28 protein-coding genes are annotated in these 25,818 nt (G+C 63.3%); 16 read left to right on the plus strand and 12 right to left on the minus strand.

The features are described from left to right. Nucleotide 1: 1 nt before the first annotated feature. The 11 genes from ACSFA3_RS04050 to ACSFA3_RS04100 all read right to left on the minus strand — a co-directional run bounded on the left by ACSFA3_RS04050 (nucleotide 2) and on the right by ACSFA3_RS04100 (nucleotide 7,773). On the minus strand, nucleotides 2-268 hold the full coding sequence (locus ACSFA3_RS04050; RefSeq protein WP_435504105.1) for an EscS/YscS/HrcS family type III secretion system export apparatus protein: 267 nt from the start codon (nucleotides 266-268) through the stop codon (nucleotides 2-4). A 6-nt stretch (nucleotides 269-274) separates the two neighbouring features. Further along, nucleotides 275-2,275 (minus strand): secretin N-terminal domain-containing protein, encoded by a 2,001-nt coding sequence (locus tag ACSFA3_RS04055; RefSeq protein WP_435504106.1) that lies wholly within the window; start codon nucleotides 2,273-2,275, stop codon nucleotides 275-277. Nucleotides 2,276-2,304: 29 nt separating this feature from the next. Beyond that, nucleotides 2,305-2,535 carry a hypothetical protein gene (locus tag ACSFA3_RS04060; protein ID WP_435504107.1) on the minus strand — a complete coding sequence of 77 codons (231 nt, stop codon included), beginning with the start codon at nucleotides 2,533-2,535 and terminating at the stop codon, nucleotides 2,305-2,307. Beyond that, nucleotides 2,532-3,242, minus strand: a complete 711-nt coding sequence (locus tag ACSFA3_RS04065; protein WP_435504108.1) for a hypothetical protein — start codon at nucleotides 3,240-3,242, stop codon at nucleotides 2,532-2,534. Before ACSFA3_RS04065 ends, ACSFA3_RS04060 begins: the two co-directional genes overlap by 4 nt. Then, the gene (locus ACSFA3_RS04070; RefSeq protein WP_435504109.1) at nucleotides 3,239-3,763 is read right to left on the minus strand and encodes a hypothetical protein; all 525 of its coding nucleotides are present in this window, start codon (nucleotides 3,761-3,763) and stop codon (nucleotides 3,239-3,241) included. Before ACSFA3_RS04070 ends, ACSFA3_RS04065 begins: the two co-directional genes overlap by 4 nt. 7 nt (nucleotides 3,764-3,770) lie before the next feature. Next, complete coding sequence (gene sctJ, locus ACSFA3_RS04075; RefSeq protein ID WP_435504110.1) at nucleotides 3,771-4,685, minus strand: type III secretion system inner membrane ring lipoprotein SctJ; 915 nt, start codon at nucleotides 4,683-4,685, stop codon at nucleotides 3,771-3,773. Between the two features lie 8 nt (nucleotides 4,686-4,693). Next, nucleotides 4,694-5,065 (minus strand): EscI/YscI/HrpB family type III secretion system inner rod protein, encoded by a 372-nt coding sequence (locus tag ACSFA3_RS04080; protein ID WP_435504111.1) that lies wholly within the window; start codon nucleotides 5,063-5,065, stop codon nucleotides 4,694-4,696. Nucleotides 5,066-5,083: 18 nt separating this feature from the next. Continuing rightward, entirely contained in the window at nucleotides 5,084-5,956 is an 873-nt protein-coding gene (locus tag ACSFA3_RS04085) for a DUF1521 domain-containing protein (RefSeq protein WP_435504112.1), read from the minus strand. Nucleotides 5,957-5,989: 33 nt separating this feature from the next. Continuing rightward, complete coding sequence (locus ACSFA3_RS04090) at nucleotides 5,990-6,184, minus strand: hypothetical protein (protein ID WP_435504113.1); 195 nt, start codon at nucleotides 6,182-6,184, stop codon at nucleotides 5,990-5,992. A 405-nt stretch (nucleotides 6,185-6,589) separates the two neighbouring features. Beyond that, nucleotides 6,590-6,853: a hypothetical protein gene (locus ACSFA3_RS04095; protein WP_435504114.1), complete on the minus strand. Its 264-nt coding sequence runs from the start codon at nucleotides 6,851-6,853 to the stop codon at nucleotides 6,590-6,592. A 194-nt stretch (nucleotides 6,854-7,047) separates the two neighbouring features. After that, nucleotides 7,048-7,773, minus strand: coding sequence for an HAD family hydrolase (locus tag ACSFA3_RS04100; protein WP_435504115.1), 726 nt, complete (start codon nucleotides 7,771-7,773; stop codon nucleotides 7,048-7,050). Nucleotides 7,774-7,788: 15 nt separating this feature from the next. Here ACSFA3_RS04100 and hemH point away from each other — a divergent pair, with 15 nt between their 5' ends. Further along, the gene (gene hemH / locus ACSFA3_RS04105; protein ID WP_435504116.1) at nucleotides 7,789-8,808 is read left to right on the plus strand and encodes a ferrochelatase; all 1,020 of its coding nucleotides are present in this window, start codon (nucleotides 7,789-7,791) and stop codon (nucleotides 8,806-8,808) included. On the opposite strand, the gene ACSFA3_RS04110 is transcribed toward hemH, so the two are convergent. Continuing rightward, nucleotides 8,805-9,311 (minus strand): DUF1993 domain-containing protein, encoded by a 507-nt coding sequence (locus ACSFA3_RS04110; protein ID WP_435504117.1) that lies wholly within the window; start codon nucleotides 9,309-9,311, stop codon nucleotides 8,805-8,807. The genes hemH and ACSFA3_RS04110 overlap by 4 nt on opposite strands. A 126-nt stretch (nucleotides 9,312-9,437) precedes the next feature. On the opposite strand from ACSFA3_RS04110, the gene ACSFA3_RS04115 reads away from it, so the two are divergent. From ACSFA3_RS04115 to ACSFA3_RS04185, 15 genes are all read left to right on the plus strand, one after another. Further along, nucleotides 9,438-10,724, plus strand: a complete 1,287-nt coding sequence (locus ACSFA3_RS04115) for a GTP cyclohydrolase II (protein ID WP_435504118.1) — start codon at nucleotides 9,438-9,440, stop codon at nucleotides 10,722-10,724. Beyond that, on the plus strand, nucleotides 10,721-12,097 hold the full coding sequence (locus ACSFA3_RS04120; protein WP_435504119.1) for a URC4/urg3 family protein: 1,377 nt from the start codon (nucleotides 10,721-10,723) through the stop codon (nucleotides 12,095-12,097). Before ACSFA3_RS04115 ends, ACSFA3_RS04120 begins: the two co-directional genes overlap by 4 nt. A 13-nt stretch (nucleotides 12,098-12,110) precedes the next feature. After that, nucleotides 12,111-12,740, plus strand: a complete 630-nt coding sequence (gene upp / locus ACSFA3_RS04125; RefSeq protein WP_435504120.1) for a uracil phosphoribosyltransferase — start codon at nucleotides 12,111-12,113, stop codon at nucleotides 12,738-12,740. 40 nt (nucleotides 12,741-12,780) lie between these two features. Beyond that, nucleotides 12,781-13,782, plus strand: a complete 1,002-nt coding sequence (locus ACSFA3_RS04130) for a BMP family protein (RefSeq protein WP_435504121.1) — start codon at nucleotides 12,781-12,783, stop codon at nucleotides 13,780-13,782. A 100-nt stretch (nucleotides 13,783-13,882) separates the two neighbouring features. Then, nucleotides 13,883-15,436, plus strand: coding sequence for an ABC transporter ATP-binding protein (locus ACSFA3_RS04135; protein ID WP_435504122.1), 1,554 nt, complete (start codon nucleotides 13,883-13,885; stop codon nucleotides 15,434-15,436). Then, nucleotides 15,433-16,494 (plus strand): ABC transporter permease, encoded by a 1,062-nt coding sequence (locus ACSFA3_RS04140; RefSeq protein WP_435504123.1) that lies wholly within the window; start codon nucleotides 15,433-15,435, stop codon nucleotides 16,492-16,494. The genes ACSFA3_RS04135 and ACSFA3_RS04140 overlap by 4 nt, the downstream gene beginning before the upstream one ends. Further along, nucleotides 16,491-17,414, plus strand: coding sequence for an ABC transporter permease (locus tag ACSFA3_RS04145; RefSeq protein WP_435504124.1), 924 nt, complete (start codon nucleotides 16,491-16,493; stop codon nucleotides 17,412-17,414). The genes ACSFA3_RS04140 and ACSFA3_RS04145 overlap by 4 nt, the downstream gene beginning before the upstream one ends. 114 nt (nucleotides 17,415-17,528) lie before the next feature. Continuing rightward, nucleotides 17,529-18,674 carry a transporter substrate-binding domain-containing protein gene (locus tag ACSFA3_RS04150; RefSeq protein ID WP_435504125.1) on the plus strand — a complete coding sequence of 382 codons (1,146 nt, stop codon included), beginning with the start codon at nucleotides 17,529-17,531 and terminating at the stop codon, nucleotides 18,672-18,674. Between the two features lie 11 nt (nucleotides 18,675-18,685). Continuing rightward, on the plus strand, nucleotides 18,686-19,285 hold the full coding sequence (locus ACSFA3_RS04155) for an ANTAR domain-containing response regulator (RefSeq protein ID WP_435504126.1): 600 nt from the start codon (nucleotides 18,686-18,688) through the stop codon (nucleotides 19,283-19,285). Nucleotides 19,286-19,523: 238 nt separating this feature from the next. Then, on the plus strand, nucleotides 19,524-20,771 hold the full coding sequence (locus ACSFA3_RS04160) for a transporter substrate-binding domain-containing protein (RefSeq protein ID WP_435504127.1): 1,248 nt from the start codon (nucleotides 19,524-19,526) through the stop codon (nucleotides 20,769-20,771). Between the two features lies 1 nt (nucleotide 20,772). Continuing rightward, nucleotides 20,773-21,666 (plus strand): urea ABC transporter permease subunit UrtB, encoded by an 894-nt coding sequence (gene urtB, locus ACSFA3_RS04165; protein ID WP_435504128.1) that lies wholly within the window; start codon nucleotides 20,773-20,775, stop codon nucleotides 21,664-21,666. Between the two features lie 2 nt (nucleotides 21,667-21,668). Further along, entirely contained in the window at nucleotides 21,669-22,796 is a 1,128-nt protein-coding gene (gene urtC / locus ACSFA3_RS04170) for an urea ABC transporter permease subunit UrtC (RefSeq protein WP_435504129.1), read from the plus strand. After that, entirely contained in the window at nucleotides 22,793-23,542 is a 750-nt protein-coding gene (gene urtD / locus ACSFA3_RS04175) for an urea ABC transporter ATP-binding protein UrtD (RefSeq protein ID WP_435504130.1), read from the plus strand. Before urtC ends, urtD begins: the two co-directional genes overlap by 4 nt. Nucleotides 23,543-23,544: 2 nt before the next feature. Next, a complete protein-coding gene (gene urtE, locus ACSFA3_RS04180) occupies nucleotides 23,545-24,237 on the plus strand; it encodes an urea ABC transporter ATP-binding subunit UrtE (protein WP_435504131.1) in 693 nt (230 codons plus the stop codon). A gap of 31 nt (nucleotides 24,238-24,268) precedes the next feature. Further along, nucleotides 24,269-25,816: an amidase gene (locus ACSFA3_RS04185; RefSeq protein ID WP_435504132.1), complete on the plus strand. Its 1,548-nt coding sequence runs from the start codon at nucleotides 24,269-24,271 to the stop codon at nucleotides 25,814-25,816. Nucleotides 25,817-25,818 lie beyond the last annotated feature (2 nt).

A 25,818-nucleotide genomic window follows, 5' to 3' on the forward strand; every position in this document is an offset into this window, starting at 1 on the left:
CCTACTTCACCGAAATGGTTTGGATGCTGTCGAAAACCTGCTGGGAGAACTGGATCAGCTGCGCCGACATCCACGACCAGCTCATTGCAAGCACCAACACCGCCACCACCAGCTTCGCGACGATCGGCAGCGTCTGGTCCTGCAGCTGGAACGCGGCCTGAACCAGGGAAACCAGCATGCCGACGACGAGCACCGCAAGCAGAACGGGCGCCGACAGCAGCGTCGCCAGCAGGAGCCCGGTTTTGAACAGGTAGAGCGAGCTTTCCATGGACGATCAGCGGGCGTATGCGTCGGGCGCGGTGGGCATCGGCGCACCACGGGTATAGGCCGGTCGCGGAAACAGCGACAGGGTCCGTGCGGGGATCGCAACGGATGAGGCCGGCACTACTGCCATTGCTGGTGCTGGTGCTGGTGCTGGTGCTGGTGCAGCCGCCAACTGACTGCGCCCGTACGGCGGCATGGACGCCCTTGCCGACCCTGAAGCTGCGCATGCGGGTGCCTTGTCGCCGATCGCAGGTGCAAGGGCTGCCGCCGCCGCCAGCTGGCGCGGTGCATCTTCCCGCGACCAGCGGCGAGTGGACAACATCACCATGCGCGATCTGGCCGTCTTCATGTCGTTCCCGCTCCACACCAGCCCGTCGACCAGTAGAAGCACGTCGTCTTCTGCTAGCTCGATCGACATGCTCGTTTCGGTCAGGCGCTTGGAAACCAGTTCGCCGCGATCCAGCGGGTTGTCTCGCCCATCGGTCAGCTCGAAGCGGAGTTCGACACGCTGATCGCCAGTCGCTCGGGCGGAACCGACGAGCTTCAGGCCGATCGTGCGGGCCTTGTTTGCCTGATCCTGCGGTAACGCCACCAGCTTCGAGAACAACGAGTACCAGAACGGCGTGCTTATCGACGGGTAGATCAGGTCGTCAGCAAAGTTGAGGCCGAACGCATCGTTTTCCTTGAAGACGACCGATTGCGACACCAGCGAGATGTCCTGCTTGCACTGCCGTGCGGCCCGCAAGGCCGGATAAAGCGCCTCGATCGCAGTGCGAGAGACAACGACAGACGAGGCGAGCGGTCCCGGTCGCGTCGATCGCGCGACATCGGTGAGCAGGACCCCCATCGCGTCGGTGTCGAGCTCGAGCACCACGGCATTCAGACCGAATTGCAAGGTTGCGACATCCAGCTCGGCGATGAGTCGTTCGTATTCGGCACGCTTCGAGGCACGGTCGCGCACCAGGATCATGTTGAGACGCGCATCTGCCTGGATGCTGGGTCGCTCGTCCATTCCGCCCTGGTTGCGCCCGAAGCCGTCGTGGCGCCATTGCGCAGCCGAAGTGAATCCCGCGGCGTCCGTGGGCTTGCGGCTCTCCGGGCCGCTGCCGGGATTACCGAGATCCGACGCAAGCGCGCGCATGCGCACAGGAAATGCAGGTATGGAGGGCTCGGCAGCCTGGGTCTCGTCTTCGACACCGCTATCGGCCGTCGCGTTTCGCAAGGCCGCCACGTCCGGCCCCGAGCGCGACGCGCTTGCCTGTGCCGCTTCTCGCCGCTGGCGCCGCTGGATGGGCGAAGTCGCACTCCGGTCGCCCGCCATCAGACTCTCCGGCGTACCGTCGTCGCCATAGAGTTTGCGAAGCATGGATGCGACGCCAGGAATCATCCTGGCGCCACCAGTCGATTGAACGTCTATCGCGCTCGCGTGACGCAATCTGAATGTCATGGTCTGCATCGGCTCGAGGGGCACCGGCTCCTTCGGTTTGACCAGCTTTACATTGGCAGCGTGCTGCCTGACCAGGCGCACATAGGCTGGCGGTCCGATGACGGTGACCTCGCTGCGCGAAGCCATCTCGATCCAGCCGAACTTGTCTTCGAGCAACCGCAGGCCGCTCAGATAACTGCGCAGTTCGCCGACCTGGTCAGAAGGCGCAGGCAGGCGTGCCTCCTCGACTTCGCTTTCGCGCGCCACATAGAGCCGGTTGCGAAAGACGAACCAGTTGAGGCCATTGTTGACAGCGATCTTGTTCAACAGGCCCTCGACCGTCATCGCCTCGCCTGCGCTGGAAATAGAGCCCTGTACCGCCTGCGTCATCTCGATGCTCAGCCCCATCGTCTTCTGCAGGTCGCCCAGAACGTCGCGCACGCGCGCTTCACCGGGTGCCAGTGCGTAGTTGGTTGTCTTCCATGCGGTCGGCATCACCGCATGGCTGGGCATTGCAAGGGCGGCAAGCATGATCGCCGCGCAACCTGCGAAGGCGAACCGGCGCGGAATAGAGGCAATCTGCACTTCTGACCGAGTTCGGAGGCGTGGCTTGCTCATGTCGAAGCCAGGATGCTCTTGGCAGTCTGATGCTGGAGGCGGTGAAAGTCGTTGCGTGCCCATACGGCGATTTGCGAATCCATTCGGTTGTCGCTCAGCGCGTCCCAGTCGGCCTGGCTGGCAATGTCGAAGTTGGACAGCGTCTCATCCACGCTTTTGCTGGTTTCATCGGCCCGCCGCTCGAGGATTTGAAGCGTCGACAGAGGAGCTTTTATGGAAGTGATCACGGGGTCATCTCGCTTTCTGGGGTTGACGGCGCAGCAGTGAGGCCGTTTTTGAAGGTCGCATGCGACGGACTCGATATGGCATTCAGCGGAAGGGGCGGCAGCGCGTTTGCCAATGCAGTCTTCCAGTCGGAGAGCAACTGGAGCAGCGCATCGGTACCGTCGACCCTGACTTCCCCTTGCGCGTCGCGGAATATCAGTTCGCCACGCCTGACGGATTCGTCGGTTTGCGTCTGAATGGCGCCCAGCGACGCTGATGCGGCATCGACGACATCGAAGTCGAGCGAGTGGCAGAGCACGTGGGAACGCATTTCGGCGCGCAGCAACCGGACGGCGATCTCGACGGACGCCTGAATCGGCAGTGCCGGGCTACGTTCGAAAATGGCGGCAATGACGGCTTCGGCAATCTGCCCCGTCGCGCGACAAAGGAGATCGATGGCTTGCGCGGTTCTCGATTCGAAGAGCGCCGCCTGACCCTCGTACCAAGCAGATTGCGCAGCGGCCGTGTCAATGCGCGCTTGCGCCACATGTGCAGCAGCCTGCGCATGAGCGTCGGCCACGATCTCATCCGCGCGGATCCAGGCTTGTGCCACCAACTGGCGGCCCTGATCGGCTTTGGCCACGTCGACCGACCGGACCACGCTGAACACAGGCGCAGGCAGCGTCGCTTCTGCCGTCTCGTTCAATACGATGCGCGCAAAAATGCTCATGACACACCCATCGCCGCGCGCGCATAACCGACGAGTCTTGCGGCCTGCGCAGGAGCGATCTGCCGTTTGATCTGGTTGCAGGCTTCGGTGTCAGACGGCTGCATGCGGGCAAGCTGCAGCCGAATCGTTGCACGGGCCGGACCATCGAAAAGCTCCGAAGCCAGCCATGCAGCCAATGCAGGTCGCGCAGGGGGACTGACAGGGGTTATGGCGAGCACAGCCAGACCTATCTGCCTTGCGCGACGCAGATGCGCGGCACCGAGCACCGATGCTGCGACGCCGTTGCGCCACAGCGCTTCCGCCAGCCACCAGGCCGAAGCGACCAACGCCGTTGCGTCAGCCGGCCAACCTCCAGCAAGCAAATCGACGAACTCCGGCTCCATGCAGGCAAATTCGCCGCTCGCGGCTGCCTCTTCCGCGTGCATGAGACGCCATGTTGGAGAAGTCAGTCTGAAGTCCGCACCGAACCAACTGGCATCGATGCTTCCGTGAAAGGCGCTGGAGTTGGAAGCTGACTTCATGTCGAACTCAGTACTGCGAGAGCTCAAGCTCGTCAGACATGTCCATCGGCGGCATGAACTGTCGGCGCATGATGAAGCCGCAGATCATGAGTGCCGTGATGATTCCGAAGACATACGGCCATCCGCCAAAAAGCTGACGCTCCTCGGTGGCAGGTGCAGGCTGCGCTGATCCGGAAGAGCCAGAGCCCGACTTGGAAGCTGTCTTGAGGGAATCATCGAAGCCGGATCCATTGGCTTCGTCCTTCGAGTCGGGCCTGAAAACAGGAACGAAGCTGATGCTTATCTGACGCGGGTCGGCATCCACCAAACCGGGAACGCTGGAAGCCACGAGCCGGCGGATCTTGTGCGTCAGCATGTCCGTTTCCAGGCCGTCGAGATGACGGATCAAAACCGCAGCCGATGGCGTTTCGGCAAATCGCCCGTTGCGGCGCTCTGGAATCACCACGTTCACCCTCGCGCTGACGACGCCATCGATGTCCGCCAGCATCGCTTCGATCTGTTGCGACACCGCAAACGTCATGCGCGCCCGCTCCTCGAGAGGAGATGAAATCAGTCCGTCCTTGGGGAAGATGGCGCCGAAGGATTTGTAGTCGGTGCGTGGGAGGCCCGCTCTGGACGAGAGGCGGGCCGCACGGGCAAGCTCTGCGGATGGCACGAATACGGTCACGCCGTCGCGTTCGACGGTCTTCCCGGCCGCGATCTCGTACCGATCGAGAAAGGACACGAGGCGATTTGCTTCGGTCTCGCTCAAGCCTCGATGCAGTGGCGATGTCGCGGAGTCGCATCCAGTCAACCCAAGAATCAGCACCAGAGCACACATGGCTGCTGCGACACGAATAACCCAATGCATGGCGCGCTGTAGCGAAGCGAGGCACGATGCATGGACAACAGGTGAGGCACCGCAGTGCGCGACGATCGTCATAACGTCGCTTATTGAAGATTGGTCAATCGATCGACGGCCTGACCCACCTTGCTGGCAAGCTTGTTCAGTACGAGTGTCTGCAGATTGAAGCGTGCCATCGCGGCGGTGGCGTCGTACATGCGCGAGATATCGCCTGTCTTAACGACCGAGACAATCGAACTCTCCGCCGTCTTCCGGGAGTTATCGACACCCTGGAGCATTCTCATGACACCACCCGAAGAGGCCGAGCCTGAGCTTCCCTCCACCATCGCGTGGAACTCGTCACCCTCTGCCGAGGGTGCCTCAGGCGCAGAAAGTGCTGAAACTCCCTGGCTCGATTGAGCAGCAGATGCGGGTGCGCCTGCACGCAGGCCATCGATTGGAGATGAAGGGATCGACATGGGATCGGACCTGAAAGTTCAGAACCAGCTTGCGCTTGCAGTATTGAGCGTCATGTGCTGCATGCCCAGATGCGGATGTCGCGACGAATAGCTGCTGGACGAACCCGAAGTCAGCGACTGCAGGAATTCGGAATTGAATCCTGAAAGCAGCTTCTGGATGTGCTGCATGAATTGCTGCATCATTGCCTCGTCCGAATCCTGCGCCTCCTCGCGCATGACGCCCTCGTTCATTTTGCTTTCCGTACGATTAATACTTTCCTGGGTGACCTTGCTCTTTCCGCCGAATTGATTTGTTTCGTAGAACTGACCGTTTTTGCCCATGTTCAAAACATTTCCATCGTCGACCATGTCGTCCATCAGCGGGCCGTAACCTTCGTCCGTTCTCATCTTTCCCTTTCCGGACATCATGTCGCTCATGAGCACACCCTTGTCGCCATTGGTGATCATTACGTCGGAAAGCATGGTCGTATCGGAGCCGTTGGTGGACGGCTTCATGTTCATGGTGATTACCGTCTTGTCCGGAAGGGTGAATGTCGTCCGATTCTTTACGTCGAATGCACGCTTGCTCTTACCGTCCGTGTCGGTCTGGTCGACGTGTGGATCGCCCCACACCGTCGTTTTCTTGCCATCGGGATCAACAATTTCCAGTTTTCCACCGTCGGCACTGCTTTGACCGAATCCAGTGATCTTGTATCCGCCTGGCGTTTTGACTTCCGTTGAATCCTCACCCTGTTCGACAGACATCTCTCTTTCGCACGCCTTGCCGGCCCATAGATCCCTGCTGGCACTTTGAACATTTGCGCCAGAACAATTCGGGCGCATGTTCGGCGAACCGCTCATCTGAAAATGAGAAACCTGTTTTTGTGAAAAACCCGAATTATTGATTGACATGGCGTGAACCGTTCGATTGATTAAAAAAATCTTTTAAAATTGAATGAGAGAGGCATTTTTTTCGTTCACACCCATCCGATTCTTTCTTTCTTCACCGTCGAGTTGAAGCAGCTTTGTCTGCTTGTCTCTCTCGATCTTGTTCAGCTCCTGCGCAGTAACCTCCGCCTCGGCTTCAATATTAGCGCCCTGGACCGCTGCCTGCTGCGCCGCGCCCGCCTTGCTGGCCATGAGATTTTTCGTCAGGCTCGTTCCGGTCGCCCCGCCCAAAAGAGAACTCAACAATGTTGACATTGCCATTACAACCTCACAATTTAAGCCGGGAGCTTTACGGAAAGAGCCCAGTCATTGATTAATAGAATCCGCTGATTTCTCGGCAAGCAGACAGAAACGAAGTCACATAGCCAGGATGTGACCATTGCATACGACGTGCGGAAATGCTGACGATTGAGCTGCTGTCGAGTCGCGTTCCAGCCAGATCACACCGAAACTCAGACAACTCTTAGTTTTAGCCCCCTCAAGTTTCGCAATAATTCACCACCAACAAAAAACATGAGTACGAAGCGAAAAGGATGATCCAGCAGAATTTTCGACTTAGTACTTCTAATCAAAAAAATTTTGAGCAATCAGGTTTACTTAAAAAAGTATCGACGTCGGGTTGGGTTTCTCATTGCCATCACCAGATGCCTTGCTTTTATCGATCGCGGTTGCAGCGATTCCGCCCGCAACATCGAGTCCGGCAGTGACTGCCGCGCCGCCAGGAACTAGGCTGGCTGCCATTTCCGCCAACGGTGCAACTGCACTCAACGCTTTACCTGCTGGCCCTGGAATTTTTCCCAACAGACCTGCCAAGCCGCCGCCGGCCCCACCCAAACCGCCCAAACCCGGAATTCCAGCCATGATTCTTCCTTTAACGTAAGTATTACTGTGCCTGCAGACCTGCCATCGCGTTGAAATGAAAGCTCCACGCAAATGGGTCAACCGCGTCGCATCGTATAATCGACGACGAAAATTAACGCTTCGGATTGATCCGAAACGTTTTTATATAAAGTATTAGTTCACTTCACTACGCGCGGTAGTGAAGTAATTCGCACTCAATTAGAAATTGCAATTCCCAACAATTCACACAGCGCGAGAAGCGTGGTGACAGTGACGTGCGGATGTCCGTCTATCGGCCAGACGGGCGGAACGGTGTTCGCGCCTTCGCGAGCAAGCCAGACCGCTTGCATGCCGGCATTCCGCGCGCCGATCACATCGAGTTCGGCGTCGTCGCCGACATGCAGCACTGCGCTGGGCTGCACCCCCACGGAGGCAGCCGCCGCCAAGAAGATGGGCGCGTGCGGTTTGCCGCTACCGAACTCGCGTGCACTGAAGCCGCTGCTGAACCACCGATCGACGCCGGTCTGGCGAAGGTCGGCGTTTCCGTTGGATATGGCGATCAGCGGATAGCGCGCGCTGAGCAGCCTCAATGCCGGCAGCGCATCCTCGTACATCACCACCCGCTGACGTTCCGCGAAAAAAGCGTCGAATGCAGGTTCTGCCAGCGCAGGGTCCTCACCACTCCGGCATAACGCTGTGCGAATCGATTCGCGCCGCAGCCCGCTCAGATCATGTGCAAGATCGGAGCGTTCGCGTGCCGTTGCTTCACGTAATTCGCGCAGCATGCCAGGCTTCATCAGGAGATCCGCCGTGCGCGGCGCTTCACGCAACAACCATGCGTGCAGTACAACTTCCGCGCGCTCAATGGTCGGCCAGATCGGCCACAACGTGTCGTCGAGGTCCAGGGATATGGCTTCGATGCGCGGGACGTCAATGGTCATGCAGCAGAATATCGCATGCCTCTCAATGCCCCATCTGTCACCGAAGAACGCACCGCCATCCTCTGGTGCAACCTCGGTTCCCCCGATGCGCCGACCGCCGAAGCGGTTCGCCCCTATCTCTCGCAATTCCTCCACGACTATCGCGTCGTCGAGATTCCGCGCGCAGTCTGGTGCCTGATCCTGCATGGGATCATCCTTCGCATTCGCCCAGCCAAGTCCGCCGCCAAATACGCCAGCATCTGGATGCCGGAGGGCTCGCCGCTCAAGGTCTGGACGGAAAAGCAGGCCAAACTCCTGGCGGGCTGGCTCGGGGAACGTGGCCATCGCCTTTCGGTGCGCCACGCCATGCGTTACGCCAATCCATCGATCGAATCACAACTCGATGCCCTGATGGCCGAGGGCGCGACGCGCGTGCTGGTGCTGCAGGCCTATCCGCAGTATTCGGCGACCACCACAGCCAGCGTCATCGATGCAGTCACCACCTGGACCCGCACGCAGCGCAGATTGCCTGAACTTCGCTTCGTCAACCAGTACCACGACGACCCGCTCTATATAGATGCGCTTGCTGCGAGCGTTGCTGCCTACTGGAAGCAGAACGGCCGGCCCGATCAGCTGGTGATGAGCTTCCACGGCATCCCGGAGCGCAATATTCGCCTGGGAGACCCATACCAGTCGCAGTGTCTCGAAACGGCGCGTCTGATCGGCGAGCGTCTGGGATTGAAGGAATCCGAGTTTCGCGTGACCTTCCAGTCGCGATTCGGTCGCGCCAAATGGCTGGAGCCCTACACCGAGCCGACGCTGCGCGAGATGGGAGCGGCTGGCGTCGGCCGCGTCGACGTGATGTGCCCGGGTTTCCCAGCAGATTGCCTTGAGACGCTGGAAGAGATCTCGATGGAAGCGCGCGAAGCTTTCTTGCACGCTGGCGGCAAGACTTTCAACTACATTCCTTGCCTCAACGACGATCCGGCCTGGATCACGGCACTGACCGGCATCGCCGAAAGACATCTTTCCGGCTGGCCGACCAAGCAGGGCTAGAAGCTGCCGAGATAGTCGAGCTTGCCGACCGGCACGCCGCTATGGCGAAGAACACCGTAGGCGGTGGTGACGTGAAAGAAGAAGTTGGGTAGTGCGAACTGCAGCAGATAGCGTTCCGCAGTGAACTGCAGTTCGTGCCCGCGTGTCTTGACGACGACCGGCCGGGCTTCACTACCGTCGAGCAGCGAACGATCGACGGTCTCGAAGAAGTCGAGCGTCTTGGCGATACGCGCCTGCAGTTCCTCGAACGTGGTCTCTGTGTCGGGGAAACTCGGAGCGGTGATGCCGGCGATGCGCGCGACCGCCAGCTTCGAAGCGTCGCTTGCGCTCTGCACCTGTCGGGCGAGCGTGAACATGTCCGGCGCCAACTGGGCGCTGATCAAAGTGGCGGGATCGATTTTCCCCGCCGTGGCATATGACAGACCCTTGTCGAGCAGATGAGCCAGTTGCCCAAGCCCTCGCGTGAAGACGGGAACGGAAAGGTCGTACATCGATAAGGCCATGGAGTCTCCTTGGTTGATCCAGCGCGCGATTGTGGCGCCGATGCCGCAAGCCGCTACGGCGGATGGCGTACGCGCGCTTGCCAGTCGTGAAGACCCTCGGTACATTGCATTTTTTGAGGGCCTGCAATGTCTGTCGACACCGTTTCAAGTTCGCTTTACACCCCACCCCTCCCCGGCTCGCCGCGTCATATCCGGCTGACCTCCCATGCAGGCGGCTTCGGTGCTTTGCCACTGCACTGGGGCGCAGCCACCGCCACGGAGCGCGGCCCGATCGTCGGCACTACGACGTCGCGGGCGCACCGCAACGTCATCGGCACCCACAGCGGCTCCTACAGCGTCTACCGTGCGCTCGCCGTAGCGGCCGGCGCTCTCAAGCGCGACCACCGCGCCGACCTCACCAACACGTCGCCGACCGACGTGATCGGGCCGTATCCCCAGTGGAGCGAACCCGGCCGAATCGTCTCGATGGACCCGTGGGGAGCGCTGGTCGCCGATGCCTTCTCGACCGAGTTGGCAGCCGGCTACGACATCAAACCGACTGTTGCCATCACCAAGGCGCATGTGATCCTGCCGGAGGTGATCGAGGCGCTGCAGAGCGGCCGCCTGAAGGCGGACGGACATTTTCTGACTGCAGGCGGCGCCGCGATGGTGACTAAGGCGGCCATCGAGCCGGTCTGGTATCTGCCGGAAGTCGCTCGCCGCTTCGGCTGCTCCGAAACCGACCTGCGTCGCACGCTGTTCGAGGAAACCGGTGGCATGTATCCCGAGCTCGTCACGCGCTCCGATCTCGAAGTGTTCCTTCCGCCCATCGGCGGACAGACCATCTACATCTTCGGTAACCCGCGCGACCTCGCCAACCCCGAAGTCGAACTCACCGCCCGCATCCACGACGAGTGCAACGGTTCGGACGTTTTCGGCTCCGACATCTGCACCTGTCGCCCGTACCTGACCCACGCGATCGAGGAATGCATCCGCGGTGCGCAGCGCGGCGGCGTCGGGCTCATCGCATACTCGCGCAAGGAAGGCCGCGCGCTCGGCGAAGTGACCAAGTTCCTGGTCTACAACGCCCGCAAGCGCCAGGTCGGCGGCGATACCGCAGACCAGTATTTCGCCCGCACCGAATGCGTGGCCGGCGTGCAGGACATGCGCTTCCAGGAGCTGATGCCGGACGTCTTCCACTGGCTCGGCATCAAGAAGATCCACCGCCTGGTCTCCATGAGCAACCTGAAGTTCGACGCCATCACAGGCTCGGGCATCGAAATCGGCGAGCGCGTGAATATTCCCAACGATCTCATTCCGGAAGACGCACGCGTCGAGATGGACGCCAAGATGGCCGCCGGCTATTTCACGCCCGGCCCGGTGCCGGATTCCGAAGAACTGAAGAAGGTCAAAGGCCGGGGATTGAGCGAATGAGCGGAGACAACTACGGACTCGACACCTCGCACGAGAACGAAAGCTCGACCGAATTCACCCAGCCCGCCCATGCCGCAGCCTATCTGCGCACGACGGAAGCCATCCGCTCCCGTGCCGCAGCGCTGTTGGCGCGTGCGCGCAGCGGAGAGTCGCAGTGGTTCGTCATCGGCAACGACGCCACGATGGAAAACGCCGCGCAAACCGTGGCCGACGTCACACGCGAGCGCTATCCGTCAGGCGACATTCCGTTCCACAGCCGTTGGCGACATTTCGAGGCCGGCGGCTTCGACCGGCTGGCCGAACTGGATCGCTTGTCCACGAGAGACGGCACTGAAGTGACGCCACGCGAGCGCGCACGCATGCAGATCGATCTCGCTCTGGTCAGCGTGCTGCTGGATGCCGGTGCAGGCCCCGACTGGCACTACACCGAAGCTGCCAGCGGCCAGCGCTACAGCCGTTCCGAAGGTCTTGGAGTGGCGAGCTTCCATGCATTCACCAGCGGCCTCTTTTCATCCGATCCGGACAAGCCGCTGCAAGCCGATGCCGCCGGCCTGCGCGCGCTGATCGCCGACCGCCTGGCGGAAGCGTTCCAGGTCAGCGACGTCAATCCGCTGGTCGGTCTTTCCGGTCGCGCAATGCTGCTGCGCCGCCTCGGCGAAGCGCTGGCCGAACAGCCGGAAGTCTTCGGCAACCCGGGCCGGCCCGGCGGATTGTTCGATGCGCTGATCGGCCCCGTCGGGCCCGCCATTCCGCCGACCGCGGAAGCGACCGCGCACGGGTTGCTCTCGCTGCTGCTGTCATCGCTCTCGCGCATCTGGCCCGCAGCCAATTCGGTCGACAGCATCGCGGCCGACGGCAGCGACATGCCGGGCGGCGCCGCGCTGGTCGGCTCGGGCAATCCGGATTTCGCGCTCGGCGATTGCTGGCGCCACAGTGCCGTCTTCGGCCCCGGCCTGACCAACGGCTGGATGCCGTTTCACAAGCTGTCGCAATGGCTCACGTATTCACTGCTGGAGCCCTTCAAGTGGGCGGGCGTGAAGGTTCACGGACTGGACGCTCTCACCGGCCTGCCGGAGTACCGCAACGGTGGCCTGTTCATAGACACCGGCGTGATCGTTCCACGCGACGCCGAATCGCTCGAGCGCACATGGAAGGTCGGCGACGAATTCATCGTCGAATGGCGTGCGCTGACCGTTGCGCTGCTCGACGAGCTGGCGCCCCGCGTGCGCCGTTCGCTCGGCCTCGATGCCGACGAACTGCCGCTGGCCTGCATCCTTGAAGGCGGCAGCTGGGCGGCGGGACGCGTCCTGGCACAACGCTTGCGAGATGGAGCACCACCGCTCCGGATCGAGAGCGACGGCACTGTCTTCTAAAGAAAAAAAGTAAATGAGCAACGTTCACGTCATCAACCACCCACTCGTCCAGCACAAGCTCACGCTGATGCGCCGCAAGGACGCATCCACCAACAGTTTCCGCCGTCTCCTGAATGAACTCAGCATGTTGATGGCCTACGAAGTCACGCGCGACATGGCGCTGCAGGACATCGAGATCGAGACGCCGCTGGAGACGATGACGTCCAAGGTCATCGATGGCAAGAAGCTGGTGCTGGTTTCCATCCTGCGCGCGGGCAACGGCATCCTCGAAGGCATGCTGACGGTGGTGCCGGGCGCGCGCGTCGGCCACATCGGACTGTACCGCGACCCGAAGACGCTCACCGCCGTCGAGTACTACTTCAAGATGCCGAGCGACATGCAGGACCGCGATGTGGTCATCGTCGATCCGATGCTGGCGACCGGCAACTCGGCCAGCGCGGCGGTGGAGCGGCTGAAGGAACTGAATCCGAAGTCGATCAAGTTCGTCTGCCTGCTGGCCTGTCCGGAAGGCGTGAAGACGTTGCAGACCGCACATCCCGATGTGCCGATCTACACCGCCGCCATCGACCGCGAGCTGAACAGCCACGGCTACATCCTTCCCGGCTTGGGCGATGCGGGCGACCGGATTTTCGGGACGAAGTGATCTCGCCCGCCCAGCCTTTTTCTGACACTTGGAGAACACCTTGACCGTACGCCGCCAGTTGATCGTTCGATCCATCGCCATTGCAGCCACGCTCGCCGCAGGCGCTCCGGGCTTCGCGCTTGCGCAAGCCAAGCTGAAGGTCGCTGCGGTCTATACCGTGCCGTTCGAGCAGCAGTGGGTCGGCCGCATACACAAGGCGCTGAAAGCCGCCGAAGCACGCGGCGAGATCGAATACAAGGCAACGGAGAACGTCTCCAACGCCGACTACGAGCGCGTGATGCGCGAGTACGCCACGGCGGGCAACCAGCTGATCCTCGGTGAAGTCTTCGGCGTCGAGGCTGCCGCGCGCAAGGTCGCCAAGGACTTTCCCAAGACCGCCTTCCTGATGGGCTCGTCGCTCAAGCCGCAGGCGCCGAACTTCAGCGTGTTCGACAACTACATCCAGGAGCCGGCGTACCTCAGCGGCATGATCGCGGGCGGCATGACCAAGGCCAACCGCATCGGCATGGTCGGCGGCTTCCCGATTCCCGAAGTCAACCGGCTGATGAACGCCTTCATGGCCGGCGCCAGGGAGACCAATCCGAAGGTCGAGTTCAGCGTGAGCTTCATCAACAGCTGGTTCGATCCGCCGAAGGCCAAGGAAGCCGCCTTCGCCATGATCGACAAGGGCGCGGACGTGATGTATGCCGAGCGTTTCGGCGTCAGCGATGCGGCCAAGGAAAAGGGCAAGCTGGCGATAGGCAACGTGATCGACACGCAAGCACAGTATCCAGACACCGTGGTCGCTTCGGCGCTCTGGAACTTCGAGCCTTCGGCCGACCGCGCGATCAAGCTGGTGAAGGAAGGCAAGTATTCGGCCGAGGACTACGGCCCGTACGCGATGCTGAAGAACAAAGGCTCCGAACTGGCGCCGCTCGGCACGTTCGAGAAGAAGGTGCCGGCCGACATCGTCGCAAAGGTCAAGGCGAAGCAGGCAGACATCCTGGCCGGCAAGTTCACCGTGAAGGTCGACGACGGCCAGCCGAAATCCACGGCCAGATAATGCTCGCCCCCAGGCTTCGCGCACTTCGTGTCGCTTCGCCAACCCCCTGCCGGGGGCAACACCAGCGGCCGGGCAAAGCCCGTTCCGCGGTGTTTCACGGATGAAAACCATCGAAACCGTACTGCGGCTCGATGGTGTTACCAAGCGCTTCGGCACGCTGACCGCAAACGACGCCATTTCGCTTTATTTGAAGGCCGGCGAAGTGCTTGCGCTGCTCGGCGAGAACGGCGCCGGCAAGTCGACGCTGATGTCGATCCTGTTCGGCCACTACACGGCCGACGCGGGCACCATCGAAGTCTTCGGCAAGCCACTCGCGCCCGGCAATCCGAAAGCCGCGCTGGCTGCGGGCATCGGCATGGTCCACCAGCACTTCACGCTGGCAGACAACCTGAGCGTGCTCGACAACGTGCTGATGGGCACCGAGCCGCTGTGGCAGCCATTCTCGCGACGCAGTGCGGCGCGCGCGAAGCTGATGGCGGTGTCGACGCGCTTCGGCCTGCCGGTGCAGCCCGACGCCAGGGTCGGCGATCTGTCGGTCGGCGAAAGGCAGCGCGTCGAAATATTGAAGGCGCTGTACCGCGGCGCGCGTATCCTGATCCTCGACGAGCCGACCGCGGTGCTCACGCCCCAGGAAAGCGAAGCGCTGTTCGCGACGCTGGCGCAGATGGTGGCGCAGGGCCTGTCGATCATCTTCATCAGCCACAAGCTCGGCGAGGTGCTTCGCGTATCGCACCGGATCGCGGTGCTGCGCGGCGGAAAGCTGGTGGCCGAAGCGCGCGCGGCCGACACGACACAGGGCGAACTCGCGCGCTGGATGGTCGGCCATGCGGTCGAGCAGACCGCGCGGCGACCGGCACGCCATGTCGGCGATGCGGTCTGTGTGCTCGATCATGTCGATACGACTGGAAGCGGTCACGACCGGCTCCACGGCGTGTCGCTGATGCTGCATGCGGGAGAAATCGTCGCCATCGCCGGCGTGTCGGGCAATGGCCAGGTTGCGTTGGCCGAACTGCTGAGCGGAACGCGCCGCACGACCGCCGGCAGCGTGCAACTCATGGGGCGCGCGCTGCCACCCTCGCCTGCTGCACTGGTATCGCGTGGCGTCGCACGAATCCCGGAAGACCGGCATGCGGTGGGCGTGATCGGCGATCTGCCGGTGTGGGAGAACGCGGTGTCGGAAAGGCTGCGCGGCAATGCGTTTTCGCGCTGGACGCCATTGGGCATCCGCTGGATTCGCCGCGCGTCGGCTCGCGCGCATGCGCAGCGGATCGAGAAGATGTACGACGTGCGCGGCGCCGGCCTCGACGCGCCGGCGCGCGCGCTTTCGGGTGGCAACATGCAGAAGCTGATCCTCGGCCGCGCGCTGACGGCACCCGACGGCGGCAGCACGTTGGGAAAGCGAAAAGCACCGCGCCTGATCGTCGCGCACCAGCCGACCTGGGGCCTCGACATCGGCGCCGTGGCTTATGTTCAGTCGCAGCTGATCGCCGCCCGCGATGCCGGCGCCGCGGTGCTCATGATTTCCGACGACCTCGACGAGGTGCTCGCGCTCGGCGACCGCGTGGCTGTCATGCATGGCGGCCGGCTCGGCGAGCCGCGCTCCGCAGCCAACTGGACCCGCGAACAGATCGGCCTCGCAATGGCGGGCACATGAGACTCGAGCGCCGTCACTCCGCATCCCGCGCATCGCTGCTGCTTGCATCCGTCGGTGCCCTCGCATTCACGCTCGCCATCAGCGCGCTGCTGGTGCTCTGGGCCGGCGCGCCGGTCGGTCGGACGTATGCGTTGCTCTTGCAGGGTGGCTTCGGCTCGGTGTTCGCGTGGAGCGAGACGCTGACGCGAGCGATTCCGCTGATCCTCACCGGACTTTCGGCGACAGTGGCTTTCAAGGCGCGGCTGTTCAACATCGGCGCCGAAGGGCAGCTCTATGCCGGCGCGCTGGCGGCCGTCGCGGTCGGCGGCCTGCACGGCGGAACGGGCTTCGAACTGTCGCCGTGGCTGCTGTTCCCATTGATGATGCTCGCCGCAGCGACTGCCGGTGCGTTGCTGCTGCTCGGACCGGCGCTCATGAAGAACAAGCTGGGCGTCGACGAGGTGGTGACGACGCTGCTGATCAACTTCATCGTGCTGCTGGCCGTGTCGGCGTTGCTCGACGGCCCGATGAAAGACCCCACCGCGATGGGCTGGCCGCAGAGCGTGTCGCTGCAGAGCGATCTCGAACTCGCCAAGCTGGTCGCGCAGACGCGGGTGCACACCGGCCTGCTGTGGGCGGCAGCGCTGGCCGTCATGGTCTGGGCGCTGTTCCGCTACACGGTCGCCGGCTTCGACATGCGCGCGGTCGGCGCCAACACGCGCGCCGCCGCCTTCGCCGGCGTGCCGGTCACGCGCACGGTTGTCGGCGCGGCGCTGCTCTCCGGCGCGCTCGCGGGGCTGGCCGGCGCCATCGAGGTCGCGGGCCGGACGAGTTACGTCACGCTCGACATGTCGCCAGGCTACGGCTACACCGGCATCGTGATCGCGATGCTCGCCGGGCTGCATCCGCTGGGCGTGGTCGCCGCGGGCGTGTTCGTCGCCGGCGTGCTGGTCGGCGCCGACACCATGAGCCGCGCAGTCGGCGTGCCGACGTACATCGCCGACGTGATCGTTGCGACTTCGCTGATCGCCGTACTGGTGGCGACTCTGCTGACGCAGTTCAGGGTGCGCCTGAAATGAGCGACCTGTTCGACATCCTCGCAAACGCATCCTTCTGGGTTGCGACCCTGCGCATCGCGACGCCGCTTATCTTCGGCACACTCGGCGTGCTGCTGTGCGAGCGGGCGGGCGTGCTGAATCTAGGCATCGAGGGGATCATGGTGGCGGGCGCCTTCGCCGGCTGGCTCGCCGTGTACGCGGGCGCGCCGCTGTGGATCGGCGTTGGCGTGGCGGCGCTGACGGGCGCTGCATTCGGTCTGCTGCATGCGTTCCTCACGGTCGGGCTGGCGCTTTCGCAACATGTCTCCGGCCTCGGCATCACGCTGCTGGCGACAGCGCTGAGCTACTACGGCTATCGGGTCAGTTTCCCGAAGGTGAACACACCGCCGACCGTCACGCCTTTCGGCCCCATGGACTGGCTGCCGATCCCGATACTGAATGCGCAGACTGTGCTCACGCTCTTCGCGCTCATGCTCGTGCCGGTCATCGCCTGGGTGCTGTGTAGGACGCCGGTCGGTCTCGCGGTGCGAATGGCCGGCGAGAACCCGCAGGCGGCGGAAAGCCAGGGCGTATCGGTCGGCAGGATCCGCACCGGTGCCATCGTCGCGGGTTCGGCGCTGATGGGCGTGGCGGGTTCGTTCCTCACGCTGTCGGCCTTCAACGCGTTCTTCTTCAACATGGTGAACGGCCGAGGATGGATCTGCGTCGCGCTCGTCGTCTTCGCCTCGTGGCGACCCGGCAAGGCGCTGCTCGGCGCCCTGCTGTTCGCGTTCTTCGATGCGCTGCAGTTGCGGCTGCAGCAGTCCGGCGATGCGGTGCTGCCCTATCAGATCTACCTGATGCTGCCTTACGTGCTGTCGATCGTGGCGCTGGTGCTGGTAGCGCGCAAGGCGAGCTATCCGCAGGCACTGATGAAACCGTATCGCAAGGGCGAGCGGTAGCTGATAGAGTTCCGTTCACCGGCGATGCAGCGCATCGCCCCACATACTTCGAGCAGTGAAGCTCCCAACGGTTCGCACAAGACCGTCGGGAGCTTTTTTTTTGAAAGACCTATCGTGAGCACAGTCAAAACGCCAACCTGGCGCGTCGGTGTCCTGTTTTCCACCACCGGCGTGACGGCGGCAATGGAGCGGACGCAGCAGGCTGCGACGTTGCTCGCCATCGACGAAATCAATGCGAGCGGCGGTGTGCTCGGGCGGCAGATCGAACCTGTCATCTACGACCCGGAGTCGCGTCCCAAACAGTACCGCGAACTGGCCAGGCAGCTCTGCGACACCGACGGCGTGGCGGTCATCTTCGGCTGCTACATGTCCAGCACCCGCAAGGCCGTGCTGCCGGTGGTGGAGGCGCACCGTGCGCTGCTGTTCTACCCGACGCTGTACGAAGGGTTCGAGTACTCGCCGAACTGCGTCTACACCGGTGCCGCGCCCAACCAGAACTCGGTGCAGCTGGTTCGCTACCTGACGCAGAATTTCGGCAAGCGGCTGTTCCTGATCGGCTCCGACTATGTCTACCCGTACGAGTCGAACCGGATCATCGCGGACCTGTTCAGGCAGGCCGGCGGCGAGGTGGCCGACGAGATGTACATACCGCTGCGCACCGCCGACATCGACATGCCGAAAGTCGTCCGCCGGCTCAAGGCATCGCGGCACGACCTGGTCTATTCGACCGTCGTGGGCGACGGCATCCCGCTGTTCTACAACGCGTACAGGGAAGCCGGGTTCGACCAGCGCACGCATCCCATCGCCAGCCAGTCGACGCAGGAAGCCGAGATCGCGCAGATGTCCGCACGAACGGCAGAAGGCAGCATCACGGCCGCGCCGTATTTCTCCACGCTGCAGAGTCCGGCGAACCTCAAGTTCGTGGCCGCCTACCGCAAGCGCTTCGGGCCCGACCTGCCGATCGCGTCGTGCACCGAAGCCGCGTACTACCAGGTGATGCTGTATGCGCAGACGCTCGAACGCGCCGGCGACGACAGACTCGATGCGATGCTCGGGCACCTGCACGACCATGAATTCGATGCGCCGCAAGGACGCGTGAAGATCGATCGGGAAAATCACCATACCTATCTCTGGCCACGTGTCGCCAGGGTCGATGCGAGCGGCCGGTTCCAGGTCGTTGACGATCCGGGGGTCCGCGTCAAACCCGATCCCTACATGTACGAAAGCCGGTTCGATCCACTCGCGGGCCATTCGGCCTGAACGGAGGGCGCATGGCCATATCCCTGCTGCGAGAGTTACCCGAACTGAAGATCGTCGTCGTCCATCCGCCGGACGAGGAAGGCGACGCGCTCGTCAGCCATCTGCGCCGGGTCGGCTGCATGGTCAGCGTGACATGGCCGGTGCCGGCGACGCTGGCATCGAACGCCGACGTGCTCTTCCTGCTGATCGAGGGCGAAGCGCGCGCCGCGACCGAAGCGCTGCTGAAGGCGCTGCCGAAGCCCGAACCCACGGTGATCGCCATCGTCAACTACGAGGACCCGACGACGCTGCAGCTGGTGCTGGAAAGCGGCGCGTTCGCCGTCGTGCAGAAGCCCATCAAGCCGTTCGGACTGCTCGCGAACCTGATCGCCGCACGGAGCATCTGGGTCGAGCGGCAGGCGCTGCTGAAGGAGAACCGCAAGCTTCGCAGGAAGATCACGAGCGACCAGGCGATGAGCCGCGCCAAGACAATCCTCATGGCGTCGAAGGGCATCGGCGAGGTCGAGGCCTACCAGGCGATCCGTGCGCAGGCGATGTCGAAGCGCTTGTCGATGGAGCAGATCGCAAGCTCGATCATCAACATGGAAACTCTGTTGCAAGCGTCAAATTAAGCGGATACGATCAAACCACTGTGCCGATGAATATCGTCGGTACAGTGGCTGCATCACCCTTGATCTTCAGGCGCTGGTGCGGTTCTTCCAGAGAACCATGTTGTGTTCTTCTGGATGCTGGCAATGAAGCCCACGTCGCAGCCCTTTCGCTGCGAAGTGGGTTTTTTTTTGCCCGTACCCGACAGTGCCGTCGGCTGGTCTCTCTTGACACGGTTCATCAACCCTTAAGGTTCCTGCCATGCTGCCCACTTCACGCCGTCATCTCCTCGCTTCCTCGGCCGCTTCGGCCGCCGTGCTTTCGTCCCCCGCCTGGATGCGTTCCGCGTTCGCCGCCGAGCCCATCAAGGTAGGCGCGCTCTACTCGCAGACGGGCGGACTTTCCATCGTCGAGAAGATGCTGGCCAATGCCGTGAAGATGGCCGTCGCGGAGATCAACGCGACCGGCGGCGTGCTGGGACGGCAGGTCGAGGTGGTGCTGGAAGACGGCGCCTCCGACCCCAAGACCTTCAACGAGAAGGCATCGAAGCTGGTGACGCGCGACCGTATCGAGACCGTCTTCGGCTGCCACACGTCGGCCAGCCGCAAGGCCGTGCTGCCGGTGTTCGAGCGGCGCAACGCAATGCTGTTTTATCAGACCCACTACGAAGGTTCCGAGTGCTCGAAGAACGTCGTCTACAGCGGCGCGGTGGCCAACCAGCAGCTCGGCAACTACATCCCCTGGATCGTGCAGAAGCTCGGCAAGAAGAAGTTCTTCATCGTCGGCTCCAACTACGTCTACCCGCGTGAAATGGCCAAGGTCAGCAAGAAGCTGATCGAGCAGTCGGGCGCGAAATGGGTGGCCGACGAATACCTCGAACTCGGCCATTCCGAATGGGCGACCACCGTGCGCAAGATCAAGGAATCCGGCGCCGACGTGGTGCTGTCGAACGTCGTCGGCGACTCGCTCATTTCGTTCTACCGCGAGTACAAGAACCAGGGCATGTCGCATGCCGCGGTGCCGATCTGCGCGACGGTGACCAGCGAGATCGAGATCGCCGCGATGGGTGCCGAATACGCAGCCGGCAGCTACACCTCGGTGCCGTACTTCATGTCGATCGACACGCCGGCGAACAAGTCGTTCATCGAGCGCTATCGCAAGTTCGTGAACGACTCGAAGGCCGTCACCTACCACTCGCTAGAAGCGGCCTACTTCCAGGTGTTCCTGTGGAAACAGGCGGTGGAGGCCGGCAAGTCCGACAAGCCCGACGCGATCCGCGCCAACATCGGCGGCCAGACCTTCGACGCGCCCGGCGGCAAGGTGCGCATCGACCCCGAAAGCCTGCACGCATGGGTCACGCCGCGCATCGGCCAGTGGCAGGCCGACGGCCAGAGCAAGGTAGTGGATGCGAGCGCTCAGCCGGTTCGTCCGCTGCCCTACTTCACGAACGGCGAGACCGAAGGCAGCCCGATGTGCACGGTCAAGGGCGCGGTCGCAGCCAAGACCTGACATGGTCGACGTCCTACTGATCGGCCTGAGCGTCGGCTCGATCCTGCTGCTCGCGTCTCTCGGCCTCGTCATCATCTACGGCGCGATGGGCGTCGTGAACATGGCGCATGGCGAGATGATCATGATCGGCGCCTATGCGGCGGTCATGACGCAGATCTGGCTGGGATGGGGCCTCTACGCGGCGATACCGATCGCATTCGTGCTCACCGCGCTGCTCGGGTTCCTGATCGAGCGATGCGTGGTGCGCCGGCTCTACGGGAGGCTCGGCGACACCCTCCTCGCGACATGGGGCGTCGCCATCCTCGTGCAGCAGTTCGTCCGGCTCGAAGGCGGGCTGGCGTTCTTCGGCATCCACATCGAAGGACTCGGCCCCGGCCTGCAGACCATGCCCGTGCCCGAAGCGCTCAAGGGCGCCTTCACGATCGCCGGTACGTCCATCAATGCCTACCGCGCATTCATCGTCGGCAGCACCGTCGTGCTGACGCTGATCACATGGCTGCTGCTCTACCGGACCCGCATCGGCATGCAGGTGCGCGCCATCATCCGCAACCCGCGCATGGCGGCGGCCTGCGGCATCGACGTCGAGCGCATCAACGCCTGGACGTTCGCCTACGGCGCCGGTCTTGCGGGCATCACGGGCGTGCTGGTCGCGGGATTCAAGACCGTGTCGCCGGACATGGGGACGGCGCTGGTGGTCGACAGCTTTCTGGTGGTCGTTGCGGGAGGCGTCGGCAGCCTGCTCGGCGCGGTCGTCGTGGCACTCGGGCTGGGTGAGGTCAACAGCGTGATCGCGGCCGTCACCAACGACATCGTGGCGCGAGCGGCGGTGTTCGGCATCGTGATCCTGCTGATCGTCATCCGCCCGCAAGGCCTCTTCTCTTTCAAGGGACGCTGAAAATGGTTTCCCGACTGGACCGGCGAGCGACGTTCGCCGCCTACGCAGTTTTCCTCGTGCTGGTGGCCGCCGCGCCGCTGGTGCTCGACGGCTTCTGGCTCAACCGGCTTTCCAAGTACCTGGTGTACGGCATGCTCGGCATCGCGATAGCCATGTGCTGGGGCTATGCCGGCATCCTCAACCTCGGGCAGGGATTGTTCTTCGGCATCGGCGCCTACATGCTGGCGATGTCGCTGAAGATGGCGAGCCCGACCAGCCTGCAGCATGCGGGCACGGGACCGGTTCCCGACTTCATGCTGTCGAACGCCGAGCCGGGCGCGGTCATCGACCTGTGCTGCATCAACAACGGCTCCTTCCTGTGGATGCCGTTCGCGCATCAGTGGTTCGGAATCCTGATGGGCGTGGTGCTTCCGGTGGCGGTGGCATTCGTGCTGGCGGCAGTGATCTTCCGCAAGCGCATCGCCGGCGTCTTCGTCTCCATCATCACGCTCGCGCTGGTCCTGCTGGTGCGGCTTCTGCTGGTCGATGCACAGCCGCTGACCAACGGCTTCAACGGGCTGTCGGACCTGGCCTGGCTGCGCGTCGGTGGCTTCGAGTTCGATCCGTACAGCAAGGCGACCTACTACCTCGTCGCCGCGCTGCTGTCGGTAACGCTGGTCGGCGCACGCCTGCTGCTGGCCACCCGCGCCGGGCTGATCCTGCGTGCGACATCGGGCGATCCTCAGCGCGCCCGCTACCTGGGTTTCGACGTCGCGCATTACCAGACCTTCTTCTTCGCGTTCTCGGCGGCCATCGCGGCGCTGGCAGGCATGCTCTACGTCGTGGTCGCTGAGTTTGCATCGCCGACATTCCTAGACCTCTCGTTCTCGATCACGATGGTCGTGTGGGCCGCTGTCGGCGGCCGCGCGTCGCTGCTCGGTGCCTGCGTCGGCGCCATCCTGATCAACATGCTGGAAGCGACCGCCAGCGAAACCCAGGCGCTGGTCGAAGCGTGGCGCGTGATCGTCGGGCTGACCTTCGTGCTGGTCGTGCTGTTCCTGCCGAAAGGGATCGGCGGCTGGGTGCACGACGTGATCGCGCGCCGGGACAGCAGTCGCACCGCAGCCGATGAGCCGGGAGCGGCACGATGACCCCGATCGCACTGCAGCTGAAATCCATCGGTGTCAGCTTCGGCGGCTTCAAGGCTGTGGACGGCGTTTCGCTCCAGGTCGAACAGGGCGAGTTGCGCGTTCTGCTGGGCGCCAACGGCGCCGGCAAGACGACGCTGATGGACCTGATCTCCGGCAAGACGCGCAGCACCGAAGGGCATGTCGAGCTTTACGGCACCGACCTGACCCACATGCCCGAGTACCGCATCGCGCGCGCCGGCATCGGTCGCAAGTTCCAGATACCGAGCGTCTTCCGCGAGCTGAGCGTGCGGCAGAACCTGTGTGTGGCTGCGACGCGCGAACCCTCGATCGTCCGCAACCTGCGCTGGGGCTTCGACCGGAGCGACGAGAGCAAGGTCGAGGAGATCCTATCGCTCATCGGGCTGGAGGATGTGCAGCAACGCCAGGCCGCCGACCTGAGCCACGGTCACACGCAGTGGCTCGAGCTGGGCATGCTGATCGCGCAACGCCCGAAGGTGATCCTGCTCGACGAGCCGACCGCAGGCATGACGCAGGCCGAGACGCGCAAGACGGCGCAGATCCTCAAGAAGCTGCGCGGCAGCCACACGATCCTGGTGGTCGAGCACGACATGGCTTTCGTGCGCGACATCGCCGAGCGCATCACGGTGCTGCATCTCGGGCGTGTTCTGGCCGAAGGCAACGTCGCGGAAATCGAACGCGACGCCAGCGTTCGGCAGGCCTACCTCGGCTCTCACGGGATCGCCTGACCATGTTGAAACTCACGAACGTCAACGGCTTCTACGGCCGCAGCCACGCCCTTCAGGACGTGGACCTCGACATACCGGCCGGCAAGATCACCGCCATCCTCGGGCGCAACGGCATGGGCAAGACCACGCTGCTGCGCACGCTGATGGGCAGCATCGTCCGCTCGACCGGCAGCATCAGTCTCGAAGGCACGCGCATCGACGCCCTGCCGACGCACCTGCGCGCACGCAGCGGCGTCGCCTATGTGCCGCAGGGCCGGGAGATCATTCCGGATTTCAGCGTACGGCAGAACATCGAGATGGGCGCTTTCGCCGGTCGCGGTCCGCATGCGATTCCTCCATTGGCGCTGGAGTTGTTCCCGTACCTCGCCGCGAATCTCGATCGGCCCGGCGGCGTGCTGTCGGGCGGTCAGCAACAGCAGCTGGCGCTGGCCCGTGCACTCGCGGCGCATCCCAAGGTGATGCTGCTCGACGAGCCCAATGAAGGCATCCAGCCGTCCGTCGTCGAAGAGATCGAAGCCGCCATCACGCGTCTGAACCGCGAGTTCGGGCTGACCATGGTGCTGGTGGAACAGAACATCGACTTCGCGCGGCGCGTGGCGAGCCACTTCGCGATGTTCGAGAAGGGATCGATCGTCGAGAGCGGCCCCATCGACTGGCTGACCGACGAAGTGGTCGACAGGCACATGACTTTCTGATCAACCTTTCATTCCCACCAGGAGTTCAAGAATGAGCAATCGAGATTCGGCGGCGCCGAACCTGAACACACTCACCGTCGCGCAAGTGCAGGACGGCTTCATGACAGGCGCTTTCACTTCGGAAAGCCTCGTCGAGGCCTGCATGAAGCAGATCGGAACCTTCAACAAGCACTACAACGCGATCATCTTCATCAACGAAGCCGCGATCGAAGACGCACGCGCCATCGACGTGCGTCGGCTGGCCGGCGAGCAGCTCGGACCGCTCGCGGGCGTGCCGGTGGTCGTCAAGGACCCGATGGACATGGTCGGCTTTCCCACCACAGCAGGCTGGTCGCTGCTCTACAGCAAGACCGGCGGCGTCGACCTGATGCCTGCGACGGACTCGCCGGTGGTCGCGCGCATGCGGGCTGCCGGCGCGATCATCCTCGGCAAGACCAACGTGCCGGTGCTGAGCCACACCGGCACCCATGCCGACGACAGCTGGGCCGGACCGACGCTCAACGTCGTCATGACCGACAGGGTTCCGGGCGGCAGCAGCGCCGGAACCGCGGCCGCGGTCGGCGCCGGCATGGCGGTAATCGGACTTGCAGAAGAAACCGGCGGTTCCATCCAGAATCCCGCTTCGTCGCAGGACCTGGTCGGCATCAAGCCCACCATCGGCCTGGTGCCCAACGCGGGCGTGACACCGCTGTCGGGCAACCGCGATGTCGTGGGTCCGATCGCGCGCTGCGTCCGCGATGCGGCGCTGTGCCTCGACGTGCTGGCCGGCTACACGGCCGAAGATCCGAAGACGCTGGCGGGCGTCGGCAAGAAGCCTGCGCTCGGCTACACGTCGAAGCTGAAAAGCAACGCACTCAAGGGCGTACGACTCGGCCTCTACGGCGCCGGCTGGCGCAACCAGCCGCTGTCGCCGGAAACGCAAACGCTCTATGCGCGAGCGATCGATGAGCTGAAAGCGCTGGGTGCGGTGCTGGTGGACGATCCGTTCGCGGACACGGATTTCGCAGCGCTCAGGAAGCCGACGCTGCCGCTGCAGAATTTCGACGCGCGCGGCATGGAATCGGTGCCCTACGACCTGCAGAAATACCTGGAGCGGCTCGGCCCCGACGCCGCGCTCAAGAGCTTCGATGAATTTGCCGCCGCGACGGCGAGCCAGTCGGCGTTCGGTCCCGGCGGCGTCCTGAGCTACCTGCACAACCTGCCCGATTTCGTGGCGTGCCTGAAGTCTCCGACGACACCGCCGAAGCTCGGCGACTTCATCGCACTGAAAGAGGCCTACCTGCGCATCGTCGACGAGGTGTTCGACCGCCATCGGCTGGACGGTCTGGTGTTCCCGCAGATGCGCGAAGAACTGCCGGCGGCAGGCTCGGGTCTGACGATCCAGGAAACGACCGTCGGTGAGATCAACATCGCCGGCCTTCCCGGCGTGACGATGCCCGCCGGCTACTACGCATCGGGCTCGCCGTTCGGCCTGATCTTTGTCGGCAAGCAGTGGAGCGAGGCCGACCTGCTGGCCTTCGCCTACGGCTACGAGACGGGCACGCAGCATCGCGTGCCGCCCCGTCTCGTCACCGACTGAGC

It is taken from the genome of Variovorax glucosi, assembly GCF_051216695.1.
GTDB lineage: Bacteria > Pseudomonadota > Gammaproteobacteria > Burkholderiales > Burkholderiaceae_C > Variovorax.